24 protein-coding genes and 1 tRNA gene are annotated in these 23,768 nt (G+C 67.0%); 14 read left to right on the plus strand and 11 right to left on the minus strand.

What is annotated here, in order from left to right:
* Positions 1 to 65 precede the first annotated feature (65 nt).
* A complete protein-coding gene (locus ACFMRZ_RS23720; RefSeq protein ID WP_400180801.1) occupies positions 66 to 1,157 on the minus strand; it encodes an isochorismate synthase MenF in 1,092 nt (363 codons plus the stop codon).
* A gap of 100 nt (positions 1,158 to 1,257) precedes the next feature.
* The gene (locus ACFMRZ_RS23725; RefSeq protein WP_280274566.1) at positions 1,258 to 1,743 is read right to left on the minus strand and encodes a universal stress protein; all 486 of its coding nucleotides are present in this window, start codon (positions 1,741 to 1,743) and stop codon (positions 1,258 to 1,260) included.
* Between the two features lie 423 nt (positions 1,744 to 2,166).
* Between ACFMRZ_RS23725 and ACFMRZ_RS23730 the strand changes: the two genes are divergently transcribed.
* The 3 genes from ACFMRZ_RS23730 to ACFMRZ_RS23740 all read left to right on the plus strand — a co-directional run bounded on the left by ACFMRZ_RS23730 (position 2,167) and on the right by ACFMRZ_RS23740 (position 4,499).
* Entirely contained in the window at positions 2,167 to 2,613 is a 447-nt protein-coding gene (locus tag ACFMRZ_RS23730) for a hypothetical protein (RefSeq protein ID WP_187685785.1), read from the plus strand.
* A 5-nt stretch (positions 2,614 to 2,618) separates the two neighbouring features.
* Positions 2,619 to 3,956 carry an ADP-ribosylglycohydrolase family protein gene (locus tag ACFMRZ_RS23735; RefSeq protein ID WP_400180802.1) on the plus strand — a complete coding sequence of 446 codons (1,338 nt, stop codon included), beginning with the start codon at positions 2,619 to 2,621 and terminating at the stop codon, positions 3,954 to 3,956.
* A gap of 93 nt (positions 3,957 to 4,049) precedes the next feature.
* Positions 4,050 to 4,499 (plus strand): hypothetical protein, encoded by a 450-nt coding sequence (locus ACFMRZ_RS23740; RefSeq protein WP_400180803.1) that lies wholly within the window; start codon positions 4,050 to 4,052, stop codon positions 4,497 to 4,499.
* Positions 4,500 to 4,515: 16 nt separating this feature from the next.
* On the opposite strand, the gene ACFMRZ_RS23745 is transcribed toward ACFMRZ_RS23740, so the two are convergent.
* A complete protein-coding gene (locus ACFMRZ_RS23745) occupies positions 4,516 to 5,040 on the minus strand; it encodes a GNAT family N-acetyltransferase (protein ID WP_400180804.1) in 525 nt (174 codons plus the stop codon).
* Between the two features lie 128 nt (positions 5,041 to 5,168).
* Positions 5,169 to 6,503 (minus strand): acetyl-CoA C-acetyltransferase, encoded by a 1,335-nt coding sequence (locus ACFMRZ_RS23750; RefSeq protein WP_280370860.1) that lies wholly within the window; start codon positions 6,501 to 6,503, stop codon positions 5,169 to 5,171.
* Positions 6,504 to 6,728: 225 nt separating this feature from the next.
* Here ACFMRZ_RS23750 and ACFMRZ_RS23755 point away from each other — a divergent pair, with 225 nt between their 5' ends.
* Both ACFMRZ_RS23755 and ACFMRZ_RS23760 read left to right on the plus strand, forming a co-directional pair.
* Complete coding sequence (locus ACFMRZ_RS23755) at positions 6,729 to 8,090, plus strand: 3-oxoacyl-ACP reductase (RefSeq protein ID WP_400180805.1); 1,362 nt, start codon at positions 6,729 to 6,731, stop codon at positions 8,088 to 8,090.
* 10 nt (positions 8,091 to 8,100) lie between these two features.
* On the plus strand, positions 8,101 to 8,967 hold the full coding sequence (locus ACFMRZ_RS23760; RefSeq protein ID WP_280274560.1) for a MaoC/PaaZ C-terminal domain-containing protein: 867 nt from the start codon (positions 8,101 to 8,103) through the stop codon (positions 8,965 to 8,967).
* Positions 8,968 to 9,089: 122 nt separating this feature from the next.
* On the opposite strand, the gene ACFMRZ_RS23765 is transcribed toward ACFMRZ_RS23760, so the two are convergent.
* Both ACFMRZ_RS23765 and ACFMRZ_RS23770 read right to left on the minus strand, forming a co-directional pair.
* A complete protein-coding gene (locus tag ACFMRZ_RS23765; RefSeq protein ID WP_187685781.1) occupies positions 9,090 to 9,689 on the minus strand; it encodes a TetR/AcrR family transcriptional regulator in 600 nt (199 codons plus the stop codon).
* Between the two features lie 85 nt (positions 9,690 to 9,774).
* Positions 9,775 to 10,929, minus strand: a complete 1,155-nt coding sequence (locus ACFMRZ_RS23770) for a glycoside hydrolase family 3 N-terminal domain-containing protein (RefSeq protein ID WP_400180806.1) — start codon at positions 10,927 to 10,929, stop codon at positions 9,775 to 9,777.
* A gap of 244 nt (positions 10,930 to 11,173) precedes the next feature.
* Between ACFMRZ_RS23770 and ACFMRZ_RS23775 the strand changes: the two genes are divergently transcribed.
* Positions 11,174 to 12,436: a hypothetical protein gene (locus tag ACFMRZ_RS23775; protein WP_400180807.1), complete on the plus strand. Its 1,263-nt coding sequence runs from the start codon at positions 11,174 to 11,176 to the stop codon at positions 12,434 to 12,436.
* 1 nt (position 12,437) lies between these two features.
* On the plus strand, positions 12,438 to 13,766 hold the full coding sequence (locus tag ACFMRZ_RS23780; RefSeq protein ID WP_280274557.1) for a lipase family protein: 1,329 nt from the start codon (positions 12,438 to 12,440) through the stop codon (positions 13,764 to 13,766).
* 54 nt (positions 13,767 to 13,820) lie between these two features.
* On the opposite strand, the gene gnd is transcribed toward ACFMRZ_RS23780, so the two are convergent.
* Entirely contained in the window at positions 13,821 to 14,849 is a 1,029-nt protein-coding gene (gene gnd / locus ACFMRZ_RS23785) for a phosphogluconate dehydrogenase (NAD(+)-dependent, decarboxylating) (protein ID WP_400180809.1), read from the minus strand.
* A gap of 958 nt (positions 14,850 to 15,807) precedes the next feature.
* On the opposite strand from gnd, the gene ACFMRZ_RS23790 reads away from it, so the two are divergent.
* Entirely contained in the window at positions 15,808 to 16,743 is a 936-nt protein-coding gene (locus tag ACFMRZ_RS23790) for a hypothetical protein (protein ID WP_400180810.1), read from the plus strand.
* A 261-nt stretch (positions 16,744 to 17,004) separates the two neighbouring features.
* Here the strand turns inward: ACFMRZ_RS23790 and ACFMRZ_RS23795 are convergent, their stop codons facing one another.
* Positions 17,005 to 18,066: a hypothetical protein gene (locus ACFMRZ_RS23795; RefSeq protein WP_400180811.1), complete on the minus strand. Its 1,062-nt coding sequence runs from the start codon at positions 18,064 to 18,066 to the stop codon at positions 17,005 to 17,007.
* Positions 18,067 to 19,178: 1,112 nt separating this feature from the next.
* Positions 19,179 to 19,249 (minus strand) — tRNA-Gly (locus tag ACFMRZ_RS23800).
* A 229-nt stretch (positions 19,250 to 19,478) separates the two neighbouring features.
* Between ACFMRZ_RS23800 and ACFMRZ_RS23805 the strand changes: the two genes are divergently transcribed.
* The 6 genes from ACFMRZ_RS23805 (at position 19,479) to ACFMRZ_RS23830 (ending at position 22,446) form a co-directional block, all read left to right on the plus strand.
* The gene (locus ACFMRZ_RS23805) at positions 19,479 to 19,793 is read left to right on the plus strand and encodes a WXG100 family type VII secretion target (RefSeq protein WP_400180812.1); all 315 of its coding nucleotides are present in this window, start codon (positions 19,479 to 19,481) and stop codon (positions 19,791 to 19,793) included.
* Positions 19,794 to 20,090 carry a WXG100 family type VII secretion target gene (locus tag ACFMRZ_RS23810; RefSeq protein WP_400180813.1) on the plus strand — a complete coding sequence of 99 codons (297 nt, stop codon included), beginning with the start codon at positions 19,794 to 19,796 and terminating at the stop codon, positions 20,088 to 20,090.
* Between the two features lie 71 nt (positions 20,091 to 20,161).
* Positions 20,162 to 21,475, plus strand: a complete 1,314-nt coding sequence (locus ACFMRZ_RS23815; protein ID WP_400180814.1) for a hypothetical protein — start codon at positions 20,162 to 20,164, stop codon at positions 21,473 to 21,475.
* Positions 21,472 to 21,735, plus strand: coding sequence for a hypothetical protein (locus ACFMRZ_RS23820; protein WP_400180815.1), 264 nt, complete (start codon positions 21,472 to 21,474; stop codon positions 21,733 to 21,735). Before ACFMRZ_RS23815 ends, ACFMRZ_RS23820 begins: the two co-directional genes overlap by 4 nt.
* Before the next feature lie 4 nt (positions 21,736 to 21,739).
* Positions 21,740 to 22,021 (plus strand): hypothetical protein, encoded by a 282-nt coding sequence (locus ACFMRZ_RS23825; protein ID WP_400180816.1) that lies wholly within the window; start codon positions 21,740 to 21,742, stop codon positions 22,019 to 22,021.
* A complete protein-coding gene (locus ACFMRZ_RS23830) occupies positions 22,018 to 22,446 on the plus strand; it encodes a hypothetical protein (RefSeq protein WP_400180817.1) in 429 nt (142 codons plus the stop codon). Before ACFMRZ_RS23825 ends, ACFMRZ_RS23830 begins: the two co-directional genes overlap by 4 nt.
* A 106-nt stretch (positions 22,447 to 22,552) precedes the next feature.
* Here ACFMRZ_RS23830 and ACFMRZ_RS23835 read toward each other — a convergent pair whose 3' ends face one another.
* Complete coding sequence (locus ACFMRZ_RS23835; protein WP_400180818.1) at positions 22,553 to 22,933, minus strand: hypothetical protein; 381 nt, start codon at positions 22,931 to 22,933, stop codon at positions 22,553 to 22,555.
* Between the two features lie 136 nt (positions 22,934 to 23,069).
* A complete protein-coding gene (locus ACFMRZ_RS23840) occupies positions 23,070 to 23,525 on the minus strand; it encodes a hypothetical protein (protein WP_400180819.1) in 456 nt (151 codons plus the stop codon).
* Between the last annotated feature and the right edge of the window lie 243 nt (positions 23,526 to 23,768).

Below are 23,768 nucleotides of genomic sequence, written 5' to 3' on the forward strand. Positions count from 1 at the left end.
GCGTATTCCGAGTCAACCTACAACATGAACCCGCGAACGGGGCGGGTGCGGCCCCGAACGATGCGTCAGCGGTCCGGCAGCGCGCAGCGCAGCCCGCCGAGCAGGGTGCGGAGCTTGGCGGTGGTCTCGTCCAGTTCGGTGCGCGGATCCGAGGCCGCGACGATGCCGCCGCCGCCGAACGCGCGGACCGTGCGGCCGTCGGCGGACAGTTCGGCGCAGCGGATCGCCACCACCCACTCGCCGTCGCCGCGCGCGTCGCACCAGCCGACCGCGCCGCCGTAGAAGCCGCGGTCCTCCTCGGTCTCGAGGATGGTCTCCATGGCCAGGTCCGTGGGGGTGCCGCAGACCGCGGGCGTCGGATGCAGCAGCATAGCCAGGTCCAGTGCGGTGGTGCCGGGGTCGCGCAGCCGCCCGCGGATGGGCGTGGCCAGGTGCCAGACCTCGCCGGTGCTGATCAGTTCGGGGCCCTCGGGGATGGTCGTTTCGTCGCACACCAGGGCCAGCCGCTCCCGGATCCAGTCGATGACGAAGGCGTGCTCGGCCCGGTTCTTGCTGTCGGACAGCAACTCCCGCGACACCTCGGCATCGGTGTCCGGATCCGGGTGCCGGGGCGCGGTGCCCGCCAGCGGGCGCAGCGTCACGGTGTCGCCGTAGCGGGCCACCAGGACCTCCGGAGTCGCGCCGACGAGGGTCGCCCCCGAGCGGCCCGCCGGGGACAGATCCACCGCGAAGACATTGGCGCGCGGATGCCGGGCCAGCAGGTGCCCCGCCACCACCACCGGGTCGAGCCGCGCGTCGGCCTCGGCCAGCAGCGACCGCGCCGCCACCACCTTCCGCAGCGGTTGCGCGGCGTCGGACAACTGCTCGACCAGCTTGGTCACCCGCGCGATATGCTCTGCGGCGCTGGGTATCTCGGTGATCACCTGCACCCGGGGCAGCGCCGGGAGCGCCGCCGGGCGCCAGGGTCCGGCGGTGTGTTCGACGTGTTGCGGCTCGCACAGCGCGGCGGCCCGGCGCGGATCGAATGCCAGCGCGCCCACGACCAGTTCGGCGCCCTCGCGCAGGGCGGCGGCCGCTCGACGCGCGTCGTCGAACGCGCGCCGGGTGCCGCTGGTGCGCATCACGCTCCCGGGCCGAGCCAGCAGAAAACCGTCCATGATTCACCGACGATAGCCCGCGGCTCCGGGCCCGGCGCGGGGGAAGCGACGGAGGTCTCACTGTGTTCGCGCGCACCCGGCGGTGGCGTGTGGCAACCCCTCAGTGCGCCTCGGCCGGATCCCGGCCCGGGGGCACCAGCAGGATCGGCCGGTGACAATGCTTGAGCACGGCCTCGGCGACGCTGGAGTGCAGCAGCGCGCGGATCCCGGTGGCGCCGCGGGTGCCCGCCACGATGATGTCGACATTCAATTCGTCGGCGACATCGACGATGGCATTCCAGATCGTCGAGGTGCATTCCGCGGTGCGGGCCTCGGCGTTGAGCCCGGCCAGTTTGGCCAGCCGGACGCCCTCGGAGTTGATGTGCCGGGCATCGACGTAGGCGACGTCCTCGATGTCCTCGTCGGGCATCCACTCCGGCTGCATCACTCCGGACAGGCCCGACAGCCGGGCGGCCTGACGCACCATCGGTTCCCACGCGGTGAGCACCACCGCTCTGGTCGCGGACAGGAACCGACCCGCATACTCGACGGCCCGCTTGGCATTCTCCGATCCGTCGTAGGCAATGAGCATCGTGTCGCAGGGCATAGCGAACCTCCTGGGTCCCGTGCCTCGGCTGTGTTTGCGAGAGTACCCCGGCCGACCTGTAGAAATGCGGATCTCGCGCCCGCTTGCCAGGCATGCGCCGGAGGCCGGTCCGACGGCCGTCCGCGCCGCGAATGATTGTGCGTGCCGTCACCGATACCGGCGGGTTGCCGAAATTCGGGTATCCGTCGATGGGCATGCGACCGGTCCGCTAACCACCCGCAGCCCCCCGTCGCGACCGAACGGTTTGCGCCGCAAGGGTTTCAGACCGCCCGTTCGCTATTCCGCCTCTACGAAGTCGTATCTGACAATTTGCGAGTGATTCACCGAAACGGCTGCGTACGACGGGACTTTCGGTCTTCACTGGATTATCCCGACGCCGGGCAGCGGCGCGGTGCCGGAAATCGAAACCGAACGAGGTCGACCTTGCGGTTGGAAGAACTTGCTACTCCCCAGGATTGGGCCCGGGCGTATCGGTCGCTGTTCGGCCTACCGCGGGTGCACGTCACCGTGCCGGGATTCGTGGTGCTTCCGCTGGTCGACTCGATCGCGGCGGTCAATACCCCCGAACCGCTGGGCGCGCTGATCCTCGGTGAGCTGACCGTGCGCGGCATCCCCGGACCGGTGCTGGTGCGCGAACGTCCGCCGCGCCGGACGTTCCTGGCGGTCTTCGATGGGTACCCCTCCCTCGAACATACCGTCCAACTGGAGCGTCACGGCGTGGATATCGGCCCGCATCGCAGCAACGTCATCCTGCCGACCGGTTTCGGGCGGCATACCCACGAGGGTCGCTGGTGGGCGCGTGCGCCGCAGCGCGATGAATCGCTGCCGCTGCTGTCGGAGGTCGTCGCGGCGGTCATCACCATCCTGTGAAAGTCATGGAACCGATCGAATCGGCCTTCTTCGGCCACCCCGAGGGTGACCCGCGCGCCCTGCTGTACTTCGAATGGCTGCAACGGCGCGAATCCGGCTACGCCGTAGCCGATTTCGCGGAAGAGGTGCGCGACCTGACGCATACCGCGCTGCCCAACAGCGCGGCGTGCTGGCGGCTGCTCGACCGCATCGAGGCGGCCCCGCGCGACCCGCGCTGGCCCTACGACGAGATCGCCGAGGACATCGCGGCCGAGCCGATCTCGAGCCCGTCGCAATCGGGCAACCGGCTCTACGACCGCGTTCTCGGCGGCTGGCTGGGCCGCTGCGTGGGCTGCACGCTCGGTAAACCGCTGGAGAACGGGTTCCGGTGGAGTCCGCGGTCGATCCGCGCCTACCTGGAGTGGGCCGACGCCTATCCGCTGACGGACTACGTGCCGGTGCTCAGCCCGATGCCGGACGGCTTCCGGCTACAGCGCAGTTGGCCGGAGTCGACCCGCGGCCGGGTGGACGGCTGCCCGCGCGACGACGACCTCGACTACACCGTGCTCGGCTTGGACCTGCTGGAGCAGCACGGCACCGGATTCACCGCCGCCGACGTCGCCGCCGAATGGCTGGAACGGCTGCCGTTCCTGCAGACCTACACCGCCGAGCGGGTCGCCTACCGCAACCTGATCGACGGCTGGGTTCCGCCGGCGACCGCCCGGCACCGCAACCCGTACCGGGAATGGACCGGCGCGATGATCCGCGCCGACATCTACGGCTATGTGTGCCCGGAGGATCCGGTGCGCGCGGCGACGCTGGCGGCCCGCGATGCCTCCGTCTCACACACCGGCAACGGCGTCTGGGCGGCGATGTGGGCGGCCGCGCTGATCGCCGCGGCCTTCGGCGCTGCGGATCCGGCGGCCGCGCTGACCGTGGCGCAGCGGGTGATCCCGGAACGGTCGCGGCTCGCGGTGGCGCTGGCGCAGGTGCTGGACGACCATCGCCGCGGCGTCGGCTGGGAGCAGGCGGTGCGGACGATCCACGCCCGGCACGGGCACTACAACTGGGCGCACGCCATCGGCAACTGCTGCCTCGTGAGCGCCGGATTGCTCTGGGGCGCAGGTGATTTCACCGCGACGGTCGCGCTCACCGTGCAGGGCGGCTGGGACACCGACTCCAACGGCGCGACCGCCGGTTCGGTGGCCGGAGTCCTGTTGGGCGCGGGTGCGATCCCGCGGCACTGGATCGCGCCCCTGCACGATCGGCTGCGCACCGCGGTCTCCGGATACGACGGAGTCAGCATCTCCGCACTGGCCCGCCGCACCTTCGATCTCGCCCGCCAGCAGGTCGCCTGCGGGTGAGGGGGCGTGCGGCTCGTTGACACCTCTTGACAGCTGTGTCAGGCTCGGTCGGTCTCGAGACCACATACGGGGGTTGCGGTGAAACTGCTTGCGATGTCGACGTGTGCTGCGGCCGTGGCGATTTCGGTGGGAGCCGCGGTGGTGTCCGGCGCCGGAGCCGCGTCCGCCCGGCCGTTCGGCCCGCTGACCTGCGCCGCCCAGCCCGAGGACAGCCGGATCGTGACGACGTGTGTCAACGACGACGACGCGCCCGGCAATGTGGGCATGCAGGCGCTGTGCACGAATCTCCGTATCTTCTGGCTCGGCTATGTGGCAGAGGCGAATACGACGCAGCAGTTCATCGAGGACTGCGGTCCGGGCGCGCACCCCATCCTGTGGAATGCGCAGGGCTTGCCGGCATGGCAGGCCCAGCAGGAGCAACAGGAATGGCAGCGCCGACAGCAGCAGGACGAGCTGGATCGGTTGCGTGATCGGCAATTGCAGAACCAGGCCTGCCCGCCGGGAACAACTCCCGGAACGATGAACATGGGCCGCCTCTGCTGATCGGCTGTCTCGAAGGTCAGTCGCTCCCAGTGGCGTAGTGGATCCAGTCGAGCCCGTCGGCGTCGATCTCGTCCAGATGCGCCGCGCGCACCAGTCCCAGGCGCTCCGCCACCCGCACCGAGGCGGTGTTCCCGGGCCGGATCCTGGCCACGACGGGCAGCGTGGGCAACCACTGCCGAGCCCACTTCACCACGATCCCGGCGGCTTCGGTGGCGAGCCCGCGTCCCCACGTCTCCGATCCGAACCGATAGAACAGATTCAGCCCCGGCTCCCCTTTGAACCGCGCGGTCCGCAACCCGCAGAACCCGAGCTGCGCCGCTTCCCCCCGATACCGCACCACCCAGTACCCGTACCCGAGCCGTCCCCACTGCTCGTCCCACTGATCGAACAGCCGCAGCGCCTCGTCCCGGTCCGCCACCGTCGACACCCAAGGCTGCGGGTCCCCGCAAATGGCAAGAATGGCTTCGACATCCGCCGCGACGGGCCGCCGGAGTGACAGCCGCGGCGTGATCAGTTCCTCGCCGACGCGAATAGGGCTCACACCGCGACTGTAGAGCGCGCCCGCGCTGTCCCTTGCCGACCCGGCACGGCGGCCACCGCTGCCCGCCGGCGCACCGCCCGGCCCAGCGGACCGGGCGGCATCACCGATTGTGCTGAGCTACACCGGATTCAGCGCTCCAGAATCGCCACTACACCCTGGCCGCCGGCGGCGCAGATGGAGATCAGGGCTCGGCCGGAGCCCTTCTCGGCGAGCTGCTTGGCGGTCTGGGCGATGATGCGGCCGCCGGTGGCGGCGAAGGGGTGGCCGGCGGCCAGCGAGGAGCCGTTGACGTTGAGCTTCGCGCGGTCGATCGAGCCCAGCGCGCCGTCCAGGCCCAGCCGCTCCTTGCAGTACTGGTCGGACTCCCAGGCCTGCAACGTGGCCAGCACGACCGAGGCGAACGCCTCGTGGATCTCGTAATAGTCGAAATCCTGCAGGGTCAGGCCGTTGCGGGCGAGCAGGCGCGGCACGGCGTAGGTCGGCGCCATCAGCAGACCGTCCGGACCCCAGACGTAGTCGACCGCGGCGACCTCGCTGTCGACCAGGTAGGCCAGCGGCTTCAGGTTGCGCTCGGCGGCCCACTCCTCGCTGCCCAGCAGCACCGCGGAGGCGCCGTCGGTGAGCGGGGTGGAGTTGCCGGCCGTCATGGTCGCGTCGCCGAGCTTGTTGCCGAACACCGGCTTCAGCGTCGCCAGCTTCTCGATGGTGGAGTTCGGGCGGAGGTTGTCGTCACGGGTCAGGCCGAGGAACGGGGTGACCAGATCGTCGAAGAAGCCGCGATCGTAGGCGGCGGCCATGTTGCGGTGCGACAGGTAGGCCAGCTCGTCCTGAGCCTCGCGGGCGACGCCGAACTCCTTGGCCGTGATGGCGGCGTGCTCGCCCATCGACAGCCCGGTGCGCGGCTCGGCGTTGCGCGGGATCTCGATGCCCACCATGCGTGGCCGCAGCCGCCCGACCAGCTTCACGTAGTCGGAGTTCTTCTTGGCGCGGTTCGCGTCGAGCATCCACTCCCGCATCGACTCGCTCACGCCGATCGGCGCGTCGGAGGTGGTGTCGGTGCCGCCGCCGACGCCGGCCTCGATGCGGCCCAGCGCGACCGCGTCACCGACGGTGACGATCGACTGCAGGCCGGTACCGCAGGCCAGCTGCAGGTCGTGAGCCGGAGTGTAGGGGGACAGCTCGCTGCCCAGCACGCTCTCGCGGACCATCCCGTGCTCGCCGACGCGCTTGAGCACCGCGCCGCCGACGACCATCCCGAGCCGCTCGCCCTGCAACCCGAACCGGCTGACCAACCCGTTCAGTGCCGCGGTGAACATATCCTGGTTGGAGGCGTGGGCGTAGCGGCCGTCCGAGCGGGCGAACGGAATGCGGTTACCGCCCAATACCGCGACGGGGCGGGCCTGCTTGCTGGACCGGCTGTTGGTCGATGACGCGGCCTTCGCCGAACGGGCTTTGGTAGTCACTCGAGTCTCCACTGTCTCGTCGGGATGTTCGGGGAATTGTTCGGCGCTCGGGGCGTGGCCGAGAAACTCGGCTCTGCACCGATGCCCCATCGCTCTCGGTTTACTTTAAACTTACTCTGGAGTAAGTTCGTTGTCGACACCGTACCCCGTAGATGTGCGCAACAACGCTCGGGGCGGCACGCCGATGCAGACGTCCACATTCGACTCGAGGAAAAGGTAGGAACAGTGGCAGCCAGCAAGAGCAAGGGCGCTCCCAACCTGTACGGATCGTTCGTTCACTCGGCCCCCGGCGCGTTCCTGGCGAGCAAGCTGGGGCTGCCCAAACCGGAGAACCTGCGCCGCTACACCCCGGGCGAGCCGGCCCTGCCCGGCCCGGTGCTGTTGGGCGGCAAGGGCCGCGTCGCCGACGCGACACGCACCCTGTTGCCGGATTACACCTTCGTCGATTCCCTCACCCCGGGCGTGAAGTTCGGCGCCCTGGTCTTCGACGCCACCGCGCTCGCCTCCGTCGAGGAGCTCGAGCAGCTGTACCAGTTCTTCCAGCCGGCCATGCGGTCGATCGCCCCCTCGGGCCGCATCCTCGTCGTCGGCACCACACCCGAGCTGACCTCCGGCGTGGAGGAGCAGATCGCGCAGCGCGCCCTCGAGGGCTTCACCCGCAGCGTCGGCAAGGAGCTGCTGCGCGGCGCCACCGCGAACCTGGTCTACCTGCACCCGGAGGCCGCCTCTGCCGCCACCGGCCTGGAGTCCACGCTGCGGTTCATCCTGTCGGGCCGCTCGGCGTTCGTCGACGGCCAGGTGTTCCGGGTCGGCAAGGAAGACAGCGCCGTCTCCTCGATCGACTGGGACAAGCCGCTGGACGGTAAGGTCGCCCTGGTCACCGGCGCGGCGCGGGGTATCGGCGCCACCATCGCCGAGGTCTTCGCCCGCGACGGCGCCCAGGTGATCGTCGCCGACATCCCGGCCGCCGGCGAGGCGCTGTCGGAGACGGCCAACAAGGTCGGTGGCACCGCGCTGGCGGTCGACGTCACCGCGGCCGACGCCGCCGACAAGATCGCCGAACTGGCCGCCGAGCGCTTCGGCCGCCTCGACATCGTGGTGCACAACGCCGGCATCACCCGCGACAAGCTGCTCGCCAACATGGACGAGGGCCGCTGGAACGCGGTGCTCAACGTGAATCTGGCGGCGCCGCACCGGATCACCGAGGCGCTGGTGTCCAAGGGAGTGCTGAAGGAAGGCGCCCGGGTCATCGACATCTCCTCGATCGCGGGCATCGCGGGCAACCGCGGCCAGACCAACTACGGCGCCTCCAAGGCCGGTGTCATCGGCATGGTGAACGCCGAGGCCCCGAAGCTCGCCGAGAAGGGCATCACCATCAACGCGGTCGCCCCCGGTTTCATCGAGACCGCCATGACCGCCGCCATCCCGCTGGGCACCCGCGAGGCGGGCCGGCTGATGAGTTCGCTGTCGCAGGGCGGCCAGACCGTCGACGTCGCCGAGACCATCGCCTACTTCGCCGGCCCGGCCTCGAACGCGGTGACCGGCAACGTGGTCCGGGTCTGCGGCCAGAGCCTCATCGGCGCCTGATCGGAGCATCATGACCCAGACCATTTCGCTGACCGAGCCGCCGAAGACCGGCAACCTCTACATGAAGGCCGCGCTCGGGGCCGTGCCGCTGCCGCTGGTCTCCGGCCGCAAGTCCGAGATCCCGGACCGCGCCATCGAATTGAACGGTGTCACGGTCGATGTCGACAACCTGGCCGCGTACTGCCACGCGACCGGGCAGCGCTTCGGCGACTCGCTGCCGCTGACCTACCCGTTCGTGCTGACCTTCCCCGTGGTGATGCAACTGGTGGTCGCCCGCGACTTCCCCTTCGTCGCGGTGGGCGCGGTGCACGCGGAGAACGTCATCGAACGCACCCGCGAGATCTCGGTGAGCGAGCCGCTGGACATCCACGCCCACGTGGAGAATCTGCGCGAGCACCCGAAGGGCCTGCTGGTCGACGCGATCAGCGAGATCCGGGTGGGCCGGGAGCTGGTGTGGCGACAGGTGACCACCTTCCTGCACCAGCAGCGGACATCGCTGTCGGGCGGCCCGAAGCCCGAGCCCAAACCGGAGGAGGCGCCCCCGCCGCCGCTGCGCGCGCTGCGCGTGGATCAGGCGCTGATCCATCGGTACGCCGCGGCGTCGGGCGATCGCAACCCGATCCACATGTCCGCGTTGAGCGCCAAGGCGTTCGGATTCCCGCGCTCGATCGCACACGGAATGTGGTCGGCCGCCGCCATTCTCGGGGTCATCGAGGGCCGCGTCCCCGCGCAGGCCACCTACTCGGTGAAGTTCGGCAAGCCGGTGCTGTTGCCCGCCACGATCAACGCCTACGCCGACCAGGTGGAGGGCGGCTGGGACCTGTCGCTGAAACACCCGAAGAAGGGCTACCCGCACCTGACGGCTACGCTGCGCTGAATCAATCTTCGGTCTCGTCGGGGGACCGAGCGGGGCGGCCGCACGTCTTCTCGGCCGCCGCCGATCGAGTCGCAAGGGGGATTCGATCGGCGGCGAGTACCGAGAAGATGTGCGGCTCTTCGCTATTCGGCCTTCTTCCGGCCCGCCAGGCCGCGCCAGGCCAGATCGTCGAGCAAGTCGACGGCCTCGGCGACCGCGACCTCACCGTCGGCGATCCGATCGGCGATGGCCTCACCGGCGCCGATCACCGCGACCGCCACGATGTCGAAATTGGTGCCGGGCTCGGCGTATTTGGCGCTGGACTCGAGCAGTTTGCCCGTCAGCTCGATGACCCGCTCGCGGCTGTTGGCGATCTCCGAGGCGAACGGCTGCTGCCCCAGCGCCTGCCGGTACAGCACCTGCCAGGACAGCCGATTGTTGTCCACATAGGACAGGAAGGCCTCGAGCCCGGCGCGCAACTGCTCGTGCGGGGTCAGTTTGGGGTTGCCCGCCACCGCGACCGCTTCGATGAACCGGACGCTCTCGCGGGCGATGCAGGCCCGGAACAGCTCGTCCTTGGAGCCGTAGTACAGATAGAGCATCGGCTTGGAGATCTTGGCCTCGGCGGCGATGGCATCCATCGAGGTATCGTGATACCCCTTGCGCGAGAACACCTCTACGGCGGCGTCCAGCATCTGCTGTTCACGAACCGCCCGAGGAAGCCGTTTCGTACCGCCTGCCATTCGCTCTCCTAGACCATGATGAAACCCCTATCTTACTCCAAGGTAAGTTCCATGCGAGACAATTGCCGATGATTCGCGGCTCCCGTCAGCAGTGCATCGGGATGCCCTTGAAGCGGGCCATCCGCAGCACCGAGTCGTCGACCTGCTTCATCGGCAGCCGTCCGGCCCGGACCTCCTGCTCGAGCCGGTCCAGCACCGTGGTGACCGCGTCGGAACTGATCCACAGCGCGTTGTCGGCGCCGGCCTCGAGCGCGGCGGCGACCGCGTCCTCGATACCCATCCGGCTGGTGATCGCGGCCATGCCGCTCAGGTCGTCGGTGAAGATCGGGCCGTCGAACGGCGCGGCCCCGTAACCGGCGCCCTGCCGCAGCAGCGTCATCACCTGCGGGCTGATACTGGCCGGGGTGCCGTCGGTGGTCAGGCCCGGCACATCGAGATGCCCGACCATCACCCCGGCGCCCGAACCGATCAGGTTGCGGAACGGCACCAGGTCCACCTGCTGCAACTGCTCCAGCGGCGGCGTGCGCACCGCGCCGGTGTGGGAGTCGCCCGAACCCGAGCCGTGGCCGGGGAAGTGCTTCATCACCGCGCCCAGTCCGGCGTCGTGCATGGCGCGGATGTACGCGTCGGCGTAGCGGGTGACCACCTCGGGGTCGTCGGAGAAGGAGCGGTCGCCGATGACGCTGTCGTCGGGCTGGCTCGACACGTCGACATCGGGTGCGAAGTCGACGGTGATGCCGAGATCCTTCATGGCCCGGCCCCGGGCGGCGCTCTGTGTGTAGAACTCCTCGGCGGACATCGTCTGCGCGCTGGCCCGGGCAGACGGCGCCGGGCCGATGAGGTTGCTCAGCCGCGATACCCGGCCGCCCTCCTCATCGATGGTCACCATCAGCGGAGTGCGCGCGGCGGCCTCGACGCGGTCGATCTGCTTCTCGCTCAACAGCGCCTGATCGGTCCAGCTGCCGAGGAATACGCCGCCGATCTGCTCGGTGCGTACCAGGGCTTCCGCGTCGGTGAGGCCGTTCACGCCCACGGTCAGCAGCTGTGCCAGCTTCTGCCGGGTGGTGTACTGCGCGAGAAAGCCTGCGGTGCAATCGGGTTGCGTGCCGGTGGCGGCCGTGGTCGGGCTCGGTGGCGCGCCGGTGGCGCTGGAGGTTTCGGCGGTCGTGCTGCTGCCGCCGGAGCAAGCGGTCAGGGTGACCGCGAATACCGCGAGAACGATCCCGGGAACGGTGCGCATGGGAGTTGACGGTAGCCGTCCGCGCGGCGCCGGGACAGTCCGGTCCCGGCGAGATATCTGTCGGTCGATCGGTTATTGGTAGCCTCACCGAAAAGCGCGGGTCGGCTACCCGGTCGACGGCGGCCTCGGCGCGCCACGTTCGCGAAATCGTCGAGAACTGGTATCGACACAGGGCAGCTGATCGACGGCTAGGGCTTTCGACGTCATTTCCGACTCACGGCACAAGCGGAAGGCTGAAACAACGATGCGTATCGGCGCAAAGGTGCGCGGCGCGGGACTGGCTCTCGCGGCACTGGTAGGACTCGGCCTGGTCGCGGCGGGCCCGGCGACGGCGAGCGACGTGGATCGATACCTCGATCTACCGCTGGTCAACCGGGACGCGGCGCAGAGTCCGGGCGGTGTGAATCCCGAACTCCCTTACGATCACGCGGAATTGGGCCGGCTGCTCGACCAGGCCCGCGCGGAAGGGGTGGCGCCCACCCGATACGCCGCCCTGCTCTACCAGTACTGGCTGGTGGACGCGACCGGCAAGGCCGGAATCGATCTGGCGTCGTGGAACCCGCGCGCGGGCGTACAGGCCAACCGCGACAACCTGATCAAGTCCTATCGCTATTACGAGAATTTGCAGCTGGATCACCGTGAATTGCAATGGGCCGGAATGGGCGGCCAGGTGGGCGCCGATTTCGGCGGCGGGCTGGTCGATTTCGAGTTGATGGGCAGCGTGTACGACCTGCCCGGCATCGCCGACGCCGCGCACGCCGTCCTCGGCGCCGTGCAGCAGGCCGCGGGCCCGCAGGCGGTCGAGTTGCTGCCGGAGGGGTTGAAGGCGCTCGCCCTCGCCGCGCCGCAGATCGCCCCGGAGGACCTGCACTGGATCCTCGGGATGATCCTGGTGATGCAGAAGAACATCTTCTCCGACCTGATGCCGATGCACGACGCATACGTCACCGGGGGCCTGCCGGCGCTGGCGGAGTTCCAGGACGCCGGCCTGTTCGGCGCGGACATCATGACCGCGTGGCGCGATGTCGCCTCGGGCGACCACGACCGGATCGCCGCGGGCAACGGCACGCTGCTGCGCCGCGAACAGCAGTGGGCGATCGGTGATCAGTGGGACCAGGTCCGCAACTACAAGGGCCCGGTCGGCGAGGCCATCACCTACCTCAGCGGCGCCGTCGGGTCGCCCTCGGTCGCCGGTGTGGTGCCGCCGCGCGAATTCCGGCCGGTGCGTATCCCGTTCACCGGCGCCGACGGCCGGGCCATGGAACTGACCATGCCACTGCCGGACTGGAACTGGTCGGTGCTGGACGCCCGCTGGGACTACATCACCACCGAACTGCTGCCGAAGTACAAATGGCAGGTCGAGAACAATTGGCCCGCATTGGAAGCCACCCTGCGCACGCCCTACGAGGTGCAACTGGAGTCGCATCGGCCGCTGCTGAACATCCCGCAGCTGCTGACCTCGGCCGTGCAGGAGCTGAAGATCACCCCGGCCGGACAGGAGAACTGAGATGCGTCTGCGGACTCTCGCCGCGGCGAGCGCGGCGTTCGCGATGGTGTGCGCGGGTGCGGCAACCGTTGCCGCCGAACCGGTTCCGCCACGGACACCAGGCCTGGACCAGGTCTTCAACGGCTACGTCGTCGGCGCGCTGACCGGCGCCACCCCGGGCTCGCCGCAGGAGATCTTCCAGGGGCTGCTGGCCAACGACCCGTTCTATCAGGAACCACCGCTGACCGGCGCCGAGAAGCCGGGCGACATCCTGAAGGCCAAGAAGGTCGACGTCCTGTTCACGGGCCTGAAACCGGCCAACCTGGACGCCTGGAAGCTGATGTACGTCAGCACCGAACTCGACGGCGTGACCCCGAGCATCAGCACCGGAATCCTGATGATCCCGCGCGACGGCAAGCCCGCCGCGGAACGGAAGCTGGTCTCCTATCAGGAGGCCAACGACAGCGTGGGCGCCGGCTGCCATCCCAGCACGCAGTGGACCGGCGGCGATCCGGGCGACGGGGCGTCCTGGTCCGCGCTCGGCCCGTTGGCGCTGATGTTCGGCAAGGGTCTCGCGGTGATGATCTCCGACGTCGGCAACGACGCCGATCCGCGTCCGCACGGGGTGTTCGCGGGCAAGTACGCCGCGCACACCCAACTCGACGGCGCCCGTGCCGCACTGGGTTTCACCGAAGCGGGCTTGGATCCCCGTGCCCAGATGGCGCTGTTCGGTATCGCGGGCGGCGGGGTCGGGGCGGGATTCGCCGCCGAACTGCAACCGACCTACGCACCGGAGCTGAACGTGAAATCGACTGTGCTGGAAGGCATGGTCGTGAATCAGCGCAACTTCATGCGCGTCGCCGACGGGTCGATCGGCTCGGGTTTCGGCTTTGCCACGCTGCTCGGGCTGGAGCCGAAATACCCGGAGATGGCCCTGGATTCGAAGCTGAACCCGGTCGGTCGCGGGGTGGCGGACATCTTCCGGAAGCAGTGCCAGGACATCTATTTCGGGATGCCGTTCATTCCGCTGAACACCATGTTCAACTCCGGGCTGAATCCCGCCGATGAACCGGCGTTCCAGCACGTGTTCGACGACAACGAACTCGGCCGGGCCGGGGCGCCGACGTCGAAGGTGCTGATCGCCTCCTGCGCCAAGGACGACTCGTTCATGTCGCTGGTCCCGGCCGCCGACTCCCGCAGGCTCGCCGACACCTATCGCGAGCAGGGCACCGACGTCACCTACCAGCCGACCGACTGCAGCATGGTCAAGATGCTCACCGACCTCTACGGCTGGGGCACCGACCTGTTCGGTATGCAGACGGTCGACTGGCTGGAAAGCACCTTCGACTGACCCCGGACACAGTTGTGGCCCCCGACCTGTGCTGGTCGGGGGCCACTCGTGTCTTTACTTACCCGGCAGCTCGTTGTGCCCGCCGAACGCCTTGCGCATGGCCGACAGCACCTTGTCGGAGTACAGCGCCTCGCCGCGCGAGGAGAAGCGCTGGTACAGCGCTGCCGACAGCACCGGCGCGGGCACGCCCTCGTCGATCGCGGCGTGGATGGTCCAGCGGCCCTCGCCCGAGTCGGAGACCCGGCCGCCGAACGTGCTCAGCTCGGGATCGGCGTGCAGTGCCGCGGCCGTCAGGTCCAGCAGCCAGGACGCCACGACCGAGCCGCGCCGCCACACCTCGGTGACCTCGGCCACGTCGATGTCGTACTGGTAGTGCTCCGGATTCTCGAGCGGCGTCTCCTCGGCGGAGTGCTCGTCGGCGACCTTCTTGCCGATATTGGCCTTGTGCAGGATGTTCATGCCCTCGGCGTAGGCCTGCATGGCGCCGTACTCGATGCCGTTGTGCACCATCTTCACGAAGTGACCCGCGCCGGCCGGGCCGCAGTGCAGGTAGCCCTGCTCGGCCGGGGACGGCTCGCCGGTGCGGCCCGGGGTGCGCTCGGCGGCGTCCACGCCGGGCGCGATCGCCCGCAGCAGCGGCTCGACGTGCTTTACCGTCTCGGCCTCGCCGCCGATCATCAGGCAGTAGCCGCGCTCCAGGCCCCACACGCCGCCGGAGGTGCCGATGTCCAGGTAGTGAATGCCCTTGGGAGCCAGTTCCTTCGCCCGCGCGATGTCCTCGTGGTACCGGCTGTTGCCGCCGTCGATGATGATGTCGCCCGGGTCGAGCAGCTCCGCCACCTGGTCGATCACCGCGCCGGTGGCGCCGGCCGGGATCATCACCCAGACGATGCGCGGCTTCTCCAGCAGCGCGACGAAGGTCTTGTAATCGGTGGTACCGGTGAAGCTCTCGCCGAGTTCGGCGGTGAACTCCTTGATCTGGTCCTCGTGGCGCGAATAACCCACAGCGGTGTGCCCGTCGCGGACGATGCGCCGCACGATGTTGGCGCCCATCCGGCCGAGCCCGATCATTCCAAGCTGCATACTCATCTCCTCGAGTCGTCCGAGCTTCGGCAGGTCCGAGCTCTGCTGGCAGTGCCTGGCAGCCGCTGTCCGCGACCCTACGTGGTGACGCGGGCGGTCGCCCGCACCGCGGGCCGTCTCGATTGTCCTAGGTGGACCGTTCGGAAATTTCTCCGCCCTCCGTGTAACGCTCCCCGCGCGGCACCGATATTCAGGACGGCTCCGCGCTGTTGCCAGACCCCCGACCCGGCAACCGCGCGGGGCCTTTCTTTTGTCGCGGGTTGGCCGCCCGGGGGGCTGGGTGATCTCGTGGTCGGATGGGGGCGCTGTGCTGGACGGATGACTAGGTTTTGCTGATGACGGGGCCGGTTAGTGGGGGTGCCCTGTGCGGTGGATTTCTGTTGCCGCGAGTAGGTCAACGCGGTGATGGTGTCGGGGTGCGTCGCATGGTGCCGTCGTATTGCATGCGGTGCTCCTTCGGCCGCTGCGGCCGCGGGGTGTCGTCGGCAGCCGTCCACGTTCGCGTCGGCGGGTCTGGTGTCCGTATTGCGTATCGCCCCAGCATTTTTCGGGACGTTACCGCTGCGTCCGCACGTCATCGGTGTAATTCGCCGCGGTGGTTCTCGCATAGCTGCGGCTGAGTGTTTCACGCGCGATGCCATCACCGGTTCGCGTGTCCGGTGCGGACACAACGCTTTTCGTGGACGACCACCGGATATCCGGTGCGCGTACCGCCTGTCGGCGGCCAATCGTGCTGCCGCATGGCACTATTCGCGGTATTACAGCCCGCTGGGGGGCGGACTATGGCTGCTGTGTGCTCGATCACATGGATTTGCGTTAACGCGATGGGGCATGGATACGATCAGCCGCGCACGTGGCCATCCCGGCTGCGGGGGGCCGTCGAGTAGACAACTGATGAGGGTGGTGGGACGACGTGCAAGGTCGGCATCGGAAGTTCAACAGTACGACGACGAGGCGCGTGGTGCTGCCCGCGATCGGCGTGATTCCCCTGGCCTTGGCCGTCGCCTGCTCCAGCTCCACCGACGAGGCCGTCAAGTCGACGACCGGCGCGGCGACCTCCACCACCGGCACACCGTCCGGCCAGCCCACCGCCCCCAAGCTCCCCGACACCGCGATCCCGCCCACCCGCGGCGAACAGGTGAAGCCGGACCGCCCCGCCCCGAGCACCTCGCAACCCGGTGTGGCGCCACGCGGCGCCGACAACCTGGTCTCCCCGCGCCCCGGCCAGGCGCAGCCCGGCGTCACCACGCCGGTCCTGCCCGCCCCGCCGCCCGCCGCCCCCAATGCACCGGATTACGTTGTCCCCCCGAACTTCCGGGCGATTCCCCAACCGTCCAAGCCCGCCCCCGGCGTGAACTGGCAGGGCCTGCACGCCCCCACCCCCGTCGAGCCGGTCGCCCCCATCGCCCCGCCGCCCCGCACCCTCCGCGTCGGTGACTTCACCTCACCGGCCCCCGCCGAACTGCCCGACGATGTCCTGAACACGGTCAACACCACGGCTGCGGTCACCGAGGCAAACATCGCCACCGGCCTGAACTCCGTAGGCATCAACGCCAGCCGCTCCGACAAGATCGCCGGCGGCACCCTGGCAGGCGCCGCAGCAGGCGCAGCCGCCGCAGGCATCCCCGCCGCAGTAGTCGGCGCCGTCCCGGGCGCCGCGATCGGCGCAGTAGTCGGCGGCGTCATCGGCGGCGTCGCAGGCACCGCCGCAGGCGTAGTCCTGGTCCCCGGCGTAGGCGAAGTAGCCGGCCTCCCCCTCGGCATAGCCGCAGGCGCCGGCATCGGCGCAGTAGTAGGCGGCGCCGTCGGCGCCGCAGCCCTCGGCGTCCCCGCCGCCGTAGCCGGCGGCATCGTAGGCGGCGCAGTAGGCAGCGCAGTCGGCTCAGGCGTCTAAACCCTTCACCCCCCAACAACTCCAAGCCCGATAGCACCCGGTATGCCACCCGCTATCGGGCCGAGTTGTTCCATACAGGCCCGAACTCCCGCTCCTCGAGTACAGATGTCACCTTGCCGGCGATGTGACCGAATCGCTTCCTGGACTGGCCGAACGTATTCGGAAGCCCTGCACGAAAACCGGTCGTGTACTTCGCGATACCGTTCTTCTCTGCGACGAGCGGCAGCTGTCGACGAGACCGGACAATCTCCGAGCAGAGCGCTATCCGTGCGTAGGAAGTTTCGGGGCAATGGGTACGGGCATCGGCGCAACCGTAATGGTGAAATAGATCTTATATGATCCTCCCGCTCCACTGAACAGTATCTCTTGGTCATCCGCCGGGGGCCAGTTGAATTGGACGTCGGTTCCGAGGGATTCGCGATGCTGCCTGAAAGACTTCTGAAAATTGACAGGGTCGGACAAGGAGATAATTTCGGCAGCAGGAACGACAAATTCATGTTCGGCGATGAAGTCGTCCGCGAGCCAATCTGTCAGTAATCCCGCCAATCCGAACGTTAACAGCCTGACCGGCTTTACGCCGCCGACCTCAAATTCCGTCACATCGCCCACGGGGCCGGCCAGCCGTTGATCGCCACTTCTGGCTGCACCGGCAACGAGGTCGGCGCCTTTTCGGGCGGCGTCGTCGAGGAATGTCTGTATCTGGGTCCGGAGGGCATTGGGATCGCCGTTCTCGTGGTCATATAGAGCGACATGGATCTTAAAACCTGATCCGGTCACTGATGGAACGGTTCCCACTGTTTTCGACTTGAATATCACATCTTTGCCGTGAACATGCTCTCTGATCTCGGTCCGCATCGTCTTCACGAGCTGGTCACTACCCGAGAAATTCGGATTGAGACTGATCAGAGAGATGACCGCGAAAATCTCGTCTTCACCACTAGGATCGTCCGTGCCGAAGCATTTTAATGCCGATATAGCTACGTTTGCAGTGTAATTCGTTTGCGCTTTCGGCTCGGGGTCTATGTCGCTGAAGTGAATGTCGCCGAAGAGGTAGTTGCGTCGAAGGTTGCCGTTCACCTCGACGTAGTCACCATTGGGCTCCCCAAGCGGTCCCAACGCGCCACCGGTGCCCAAATAGAACTGGTCGATCTGCGCTTTTGCGACCGTCGAATCTACTGTGTGTGGGATGACAAAGTTATCCCCGGTTGCCTCGTGCCCCTCACCAAGCGGGCAGATACCCTTGCTCGGATCGCCGTCGAAGAATAGGCCTTTGCACTTGGCGCAGAATCGCCAATCCATTTGGGCGGCTGTTGTTTCTGCCACGCCATGAGGTAAAGCAAAATTGTATCCGGTTGCTTGATGTCCGCCGCCTTGGGGGCAGACACCTTTGTCCGGGTAACCGTCGAAAAACAGGGCGCAGCATCTGCTGCAAAACCGCCACTCCTTCTGAGCGACCGCAGACTCCGGGATGTCGTACGGTATGAAATATTTGTATCCGACCGCTACATGTGATGAAGCTACGAACTCTACTTCGTGGGGCGATAGGTCTGGTACCTTTGATCCTCGTTTAGGGTGAACCGGACCAGGTCCCACAACAACTTCCGGATAGTCGACTCGATGCAAAGTCCCTCGCACACTCTGGCTGGGAATTTTCGGGTCGAGGACCGTCGGATACACCTTCGGATTCAGGAGTTTCGGATCTATCGCCGACGCGGCTGGTATCGAGTGCCCCGACACCTCAGAGGATCCGGACTGATGATGTGTGGCATCCAACCCCCCGCGCGGGCCAGGACAAGAGCCTTTGAATGCGTTGCCGACGAAGAACAAACCGTGACACTTGCCGCAAAAGCGCCAAGCTTTCTGAATTGCCATAAAACCAACCCGTTCGATGAGTAGGTGCTGAACAGCGTTCTGGCACAACGAGCCCGAACTTCGGTGCATGTCCAGCGCACCACTGGCGAGGGGGAACCAGTAGGGTCGAAGGTCCTGGGCACAGCATCGGTGCCGGCAGATCCAGACCCGGTGGCGTGGCGTTCGGAACGACCGCCAGAGTCCTTGTCGCAGGGGCGGTCTCGGAATCGGAGGGCTCGCGCTCCGCGGCTCGTCTGAGGTTCTCGAGTTCGGCGTCGGCCTCCAGCGCACGCACGAGCGCGGCGAGACGAGCCCGCTTCGCGGCCGCGAGCTTGGCGGCGGTAGCGGCCCTCGCCAGATCGGCGCGCACCTTCGCGAGCTGATCGGTGACGGAGTGTCGGTTGTCGCGCCCATCGGGGGTACTCCTCTGGCTGGGGTACCGAAAGATGTTCTGTCCGTGTCGATTCGAGGCGACGGCGGACGTGTGCGCCCGGCGTGAGAATAGACGGGAACTTTGACGGGAATTCCGTCTGCCTCGGATCGTTACCTAAGCTAAAACCGCTGATGAGAAGGGGTTTCGAGAGAGCCGGTGACGGGAATCGAACCCGCACTCTCAGCTTGGGAAGCTGATGTTCTACCACTAAACTACACCGGCGTTGGGACACGCTGGACCCGCAGAGAAGATAGCAGACGATCTCGGGAGACACCCAACTTCCCAGGTGGGGAGGAGTGATCGGCAGCGTGCAACGGGTGCGATGCTGAGCCCGCCGACGAAGCGATGCGTGGGTCTGTGGCACGCAATCTGGCAGCCCTGGAAGCGGGCCGACCTCGACGTGTACGTCGTCTTATAGTGCGAAGGAAGCATGACCTACTGAGGGGGAGGTATGGCGGATCCTGTACAAGTCACACCGGAGGACGTGCACGCTGCGGCCGACTGGTTGGAGGCGTCGGCGCGGGAGTTCGGCACTGATCTCAGCAACCTGATGCGTGAGGTCCGGTCGTTTGTCGGCGGCGACTGGAACGGCCCGGCGGCCGGAACGCACAGCGAGGCGTGGGACGAGTGGGAACAAGGCGCACGCCAGGTCGTCACCGGTCTCGAACACGACGCTGCGGCACTGCGCCAGGCCGCGAGCAGCTTCCGCAGTACCGAGGAGGGCAGCGCTGCCTCGATCACCGCGACCCGACCCGAGGCGGTGTAGATGAGCGGCAGCGACTTCCGTGTCGACCTGGCCGGGATGCAGTTGCTGGTCGACCAGGCCGGCGGTCTCGAGAAACGGATCGAGGACCGGCTCCGCGACATCCAGGCTCGCGTCGCCGAACTGCACATCGGCTGGTCCGGCCAGGCCGCCGAGGCACACCGCACCGCTAGCGCGGAATGGGCGACCGGGGCAGCCGAGATGAACACCGCTCTCGCGGAGCTGCGGGCCGCGCTCGAGCACGCGCGAACCGTCTACACCCAAGCAGGGCATACGAACGTCGGAATGTGGCCGACATGACGACGCCGACCGTCCCGGTGATCGTGCATCGCGCCGAGGAATATCACTCTGCCGGTGAGGTTTTCGGGCAGATGTCCACCGATGCGGTGACTACGCATTCGTCCCTCGCAGTGGTGCTGATGGCGTATGCGGGCATGGCGGGCAGCGACAGCGTCGGCGCACAGTGGGCGGCCGCCTATGACGAGGCCGCTCAGCTCGCCATCTCGGCATCGTCGAAGCTGGCGACCTCGTGCGGGCAGACCCGGGACCTGATCGTGGTCGGTGCCCACAACCACCAGGTGGCCGAGGCCGCGGCAGCGCATCGCGAGCTGCCTGCGCCGCCGACGCCGCCACTGTCGGTCGATCCCTGCCTGCCGGAGAACACGCCGACGGCCGCGGGAGATGGTATTCCGGAGCCGTTCGGTTGGTCATTGATCAAGGACATGGTGGGATTTGCCTGGCCGAACGGACACCAGGACCAGCTCAACGCCGCGAAGACCGCCTGGCACACTGCCGCGGCGGATTTCCGGGCAATCGCAGGTCAGGTGCCGCGAGCGGTCGAACTGCTGAACAACCAGCAGTCCCCCGAGATCGGGGTCGCCGTGGACACCTGCCAGACCCGGCAGGCCGACCTCACCGCACTGGCCGATGCATGTCAGGTGCTGGGCGATGCGTGCGGCGAGTACGCCCACCACCTCGACGAGGCGCATCACCAGATCCTCGACGAGCTCGAAGCGCTCGCCATCGAGACCGCCGCCGCGGAGGCTGCCTTCGCGGTTCTCGCACCGTTCACCGCCACTGCATCGGAGTGGATCGGTAACGCGGCGCTGGCCGGTCGGATCGCGATGAAGGCACGGCGGGTAACCACGCTCATTGCCGAACTCGCGGCGCGGGTGGCCAAGATCGTCGCGGAGGCGGTGCGCCCACTGGTCGAGCGGCTGAAACCGCTGCTCGAGAAGGTCCGCGTGTGGGTCGGGGCGGCGCGCACGAAGTTCCTCGGCCGCGGTAAGCCCGCCATCATGTATTCGCGCTCCGGTGCGCTGTCGAATCGCGAAGTTCTGGAAGGCAATATCGGCCTGCCGCGAACCATGGAAACCGTCGAGCACTACGCGCAACTGGCCGGTGTCGACCTGCGCGCGGCCAAGCTCGAGATCACCGAAGACGCCGACACGATCAGGTATCTCGACTTCCAGGAAGCGATCGCCCGCACCGACGACCTCGGCGTCCAGCTCGGACCGGCCGCATTTCAGGACGAAGAAACATTGGTCCGGACCCTGGCCCACGAGGCCGTGCATGTTCGGCAGTACGCGGACGGCACCATAAGCTCGAGGACAGCCGCGTTGGAGAAAGAAGCCTACGACGCCGAAGACGGCTTCGTTGCCACCTGGCGGAGGAACGCACAATGACGAATTCCATCTCACACCTGGTCGTCGAGCGAGTCGACGTCCTGCCGGGTCGAGCCGGGCGGATCTATGTCACCGGTGTCCTCTCCGGCGAGCCCGTCAGTATCGGCGACACCGTGTCCGTGCAGAACGGCGACGAGACAGCTACCACGACGATCAAATCCATCGAAATCCACAGCCCGCCGGGCAAGACAACGATCGTCCTCGACGCCGACCTCGGGCCGATCGTCAACGCCGGCACCGTCATCCAGCGACGGCCGTGAACCGGTGAGCGAATTCCACGTCGAAGGGTTGTTCCCGGTCAGCTTCCAGCCGAACCCGTTTACCGTCGGACAAGCGGTCGGCGACTTTGCCATCGGCCAGCCAGTCGAGCTACGCAAGACGAACGGGTCAGCTGCCTATCGCGGAACCCTTGAATCTCTCGCTGTACATCAGCCTGTCTCAGGCAAGTTAGCCTTCGTCTTCTCCTCCGAGATTTCGGCGCAGGTCGAACCAGGCGACGTCATCTACTCCCTACCCGTCGAGGAAGGAGTCGACCCACCGCGATGACCGACATCCAGAAATGGGAACAGCAGCTCCAGCAAGAACTGAACGAGATCCGCAGCAGCAGTAAGCGACTCGCCAAGGCGGTATCGGCAGTCCGGGGCCGCGGTGAGATGCGCGGCGTCGTCGTCGAGGTGAACGCCGATGGTGACATCACAGACCTGCAGATCGCGCCCGGAGCCATGCGGTGGACCAGCAGCCACCTCACCATTGCCATCATCGACTGTCACCGCAAGGCACGGACCGTAGCCCGGAGCAAGGTCAAACGCCTTGCCGCCAAAGCGGATCCGCGCATCCGGGATCAACTTCAGTATCTCCATAGCGCACAAGATCAGCAAAAAGCTGACAGCCGACCGAAGACCGAAGAGGAGATCCAAGCCGCAGACGACGAATACTTCGAACGTATGAACCGCAGCGGTTGGGCTCAGTGACTGTTCTAGTCTTGCTTCATTTAACGCAAGTGGCTACTGCACGATCGGGTGACAGTGTCACTTATCCGTGCAGCAGCTCTTGAGGTCAACTAAGTCCCAGTCGTGGCTATTCCTCGCGAAGCAATAAGGCGGCCGAGTTTTCGTCTGTAGCGAGGTTCTCCGCCAGCCAGAGTCGAATCATCTCATCCCCGACTTCCTTCTGTTGACGCTTGGACAAGCCGAGGTCAGCAAGGCGCTGTTTGACGGAATCGATCAACTCGACGTCCGCTGTCCACGGCAGGTTTTGTGATTTCGGGGCGGCGCTACGGACCGGCGAGGTCAGGAGCTCGTCGCGGGGAAACATCGTTCGCAGCCCGACCATCCGCTCAGTTGTCATCCCTACGAGGCCGTCGCTGGTTGCCCAGTCGAGAATCTTGTTTGTTGTGCTCTGCTTAACACGAGATCTGTTGTGGATGACGTCGTTTCGGATCTTGTTCAGTTCCCCCATGAACGCGCTCTTAATGTCGTTCTTCAGGAAGTCCTCACCGAGTCGGCGCGAGTACGCTGCAGCCAGACGCGGTCGCCTTTTCGCTGATGCAGCCGCCTGCTGGTGATGCCGGCACGCGGCCACAAGTTTGGAATCCCTAGCCCACCCCCCACGGCGCCCCGTCGCGCACGACTGTCTCCTGGCTGCCCTTGGTGCGCTTGTACACCGACCAGGTTTCACCCTCGACCAACGTGGGGTCGAGGGACATCCGGTCGGTATATGAGTTCCCGTCATCGTCCTCGTAGTCGAACACAATAGTCGTTTGTCGAGGGATGCCGTCGACATTTGTTCTGAGGCTCTGGTCGTCGCGGTTCCTGCCGCGGCGGATGAATTCACTTCGCGTGGTGTAACCCGGTGCCCATGCGTCGATCGGTTCTGCGAACCGACGACGCACGTACGGTATGAGGCTCTCTTGGCCGTCTTCTGCGTGCTCGTGCTCGGGCAGCGCGGGGTCGAAGGTGACCTTGACCTTGCGGGCTATCGATGGCCCAGCATTCGTGACTTCGAGGCCGGCAGTCCCGGGTCCGGTCGGTTTTAGCGTCGCGACCATCATCGGACGGGTGGTTCGACGGGTGGCTTTGCGATTCTGCTGTAGAGATCGGACTGCGGTGCTGCCAGTGACTATCGCCATGCCTCCAGCGGTCGCAGCTGACGCAGCCGCAACCCGTGCGGTCGTCCACCAGTGCCAGACGTCCAGAAGCCATCCCATTTTCCGTTCCTCACTCTCGGCAGCCTCGACCTAATGCGGTTGCAAGTTCGCACGGTCCAACCGGTGACCGTTGAGCCAGCGTGCATC

This window comes from Nocardia sp. N2S4-5 (assembly GCF_044628355.1).
GTDB lineage: Bacteria > Actinomycetota > Actinomycetes > Mycobacteriales > Mycobacteriaceae > Nocardia > Nocardia wallacei_B.

Excerpts from the sequence above, each read along its gene's own strand:
- ACFMRZ_RS23720 (WP_400180801.1), bottom strand. The coding sequence starts at position 1,157 with ATGGACGGTTTTCTGCTGGCTCGGCCCGGGAGCGTGATGCGCACCAGC.
- ACFMRZ_RS23725 (WP_280274566.1), bottom strand. The coding sequence starts at position 1,743 with ATGCCCTGCGACACGATGCTCATTGCCTACGACGGATCGGAGAATGCC.
- ACFMRZ_RS23735 (WP_400180802.1), top strand. The coding sequence starts at position 2,619 with ATGGAACCGATCGAATCGGCCTTCTTCGGCCACCCCGAGGGTGACCCG.
- ACFMRZ_RS23740 (WP_400180803.1), top strand. The coding sequence starts at position 4,050 with ATGTCGACGTGTGCTGCGGCCGTGGCGATTTCGGTGGGAGCCGCGGTG.
- ACFMRZ_RS23760 (WP_280274560.1), top strand. The coding sequence starts at position 8,101 with ATGACCCAGACCATTTCGCTGACCGAGCCGCCGAAGACCGGCAACCTC.
- ACFMRZ_RS23765 (WP_187685781.1), bottom strand. The coding sequence starts at position 9,689 with ATGGCAGGCGGTACGAAACGGCTTCCTCGGGCGGTTCGTGAACAGCAG.
- ACFMRZ_RS23770 (WP_400180806.1), bottom strand. The coding sequence starts at position 10,929 with ATGCGCACCGTTCCCGGGATCGTTCTCGCGGTATTCGCGGTCACCCTG.
- ACFMRZ_RS23775 (WP_400180807.1), top strand. The coding sequence starts at position 11,174 with ATGCGTATCGGCGCAAAGGTGCGCGGCGCGGGACTGGCTCTCGCGGCA.
- ACFMRZ_RS23780 (WP_280274557.1), top strand. The coding sequence starts at position 12,438 with ATGCGTCTGCGGACTCTCGCCGCGGCGAGCGCGGCGTTCGCGATGGTG.
- gnd (WP_400180809.1), bottom strand. The coding sequence starts at position 14,849 with ATGCAGCTTGGAATGATCGGGCTCGGCCGGATGGGCGCCAACATCGTG.
- ACFMRZ_RS23805 (WP_400180812.1), top strand. The coding sequence starts at position 19,479 with ATGGCGGATCCTGTACAAGTCACACCGGAGGACGTGCACGCTGCGGCC.
- ACFMRZ_RS23810 (WP_400180813.1), top strand. The coding sequence starts at position 19,794 with ATGAGCGGCAGCGACTTCCGTGTCGACCTGGCCGGGATGCAGTTGCTG.
- ACFMRZ_RS23815 (WP_400180814.1), top strand. The coding sequence starts at position 20,162 with ATGTCCACCGATGCGGTGACTACGCATTCGTCCCTCGCAGTGGTGCTG.
- ACFMRZ_RS23820 (WP_400180815.1), top strand. The coding sequence starts at position 21,472 with ATGACGAATTCCATCTCACACCTGGTCGTCGAGCGAGTCGACGTCCTG.
- ACFMRZ_RS23830 (WP_400180817.1), top strand. The coding sequence starts at position 22,018 with ATGACCGACATCCAGAAATGGGAACAGCAGCTCCAGCAAGAACTGAAC.
- ACFMRZ_RS23835 (WP_400180818.1), bottom strand. The coding sequence starts at position 22,933 with ATGGGGGAACTGAACAAGATCCGAAACGACGTCATCCACAACAGATCT.
- ACFMRZ_RS23840 (WP_400180819.1), bottom strand. The coding sequence starts at position 23,525 with ATGATGGTCGCGACGCTAAAACCGACCGGACCCGGGACTGCCGGCCTC.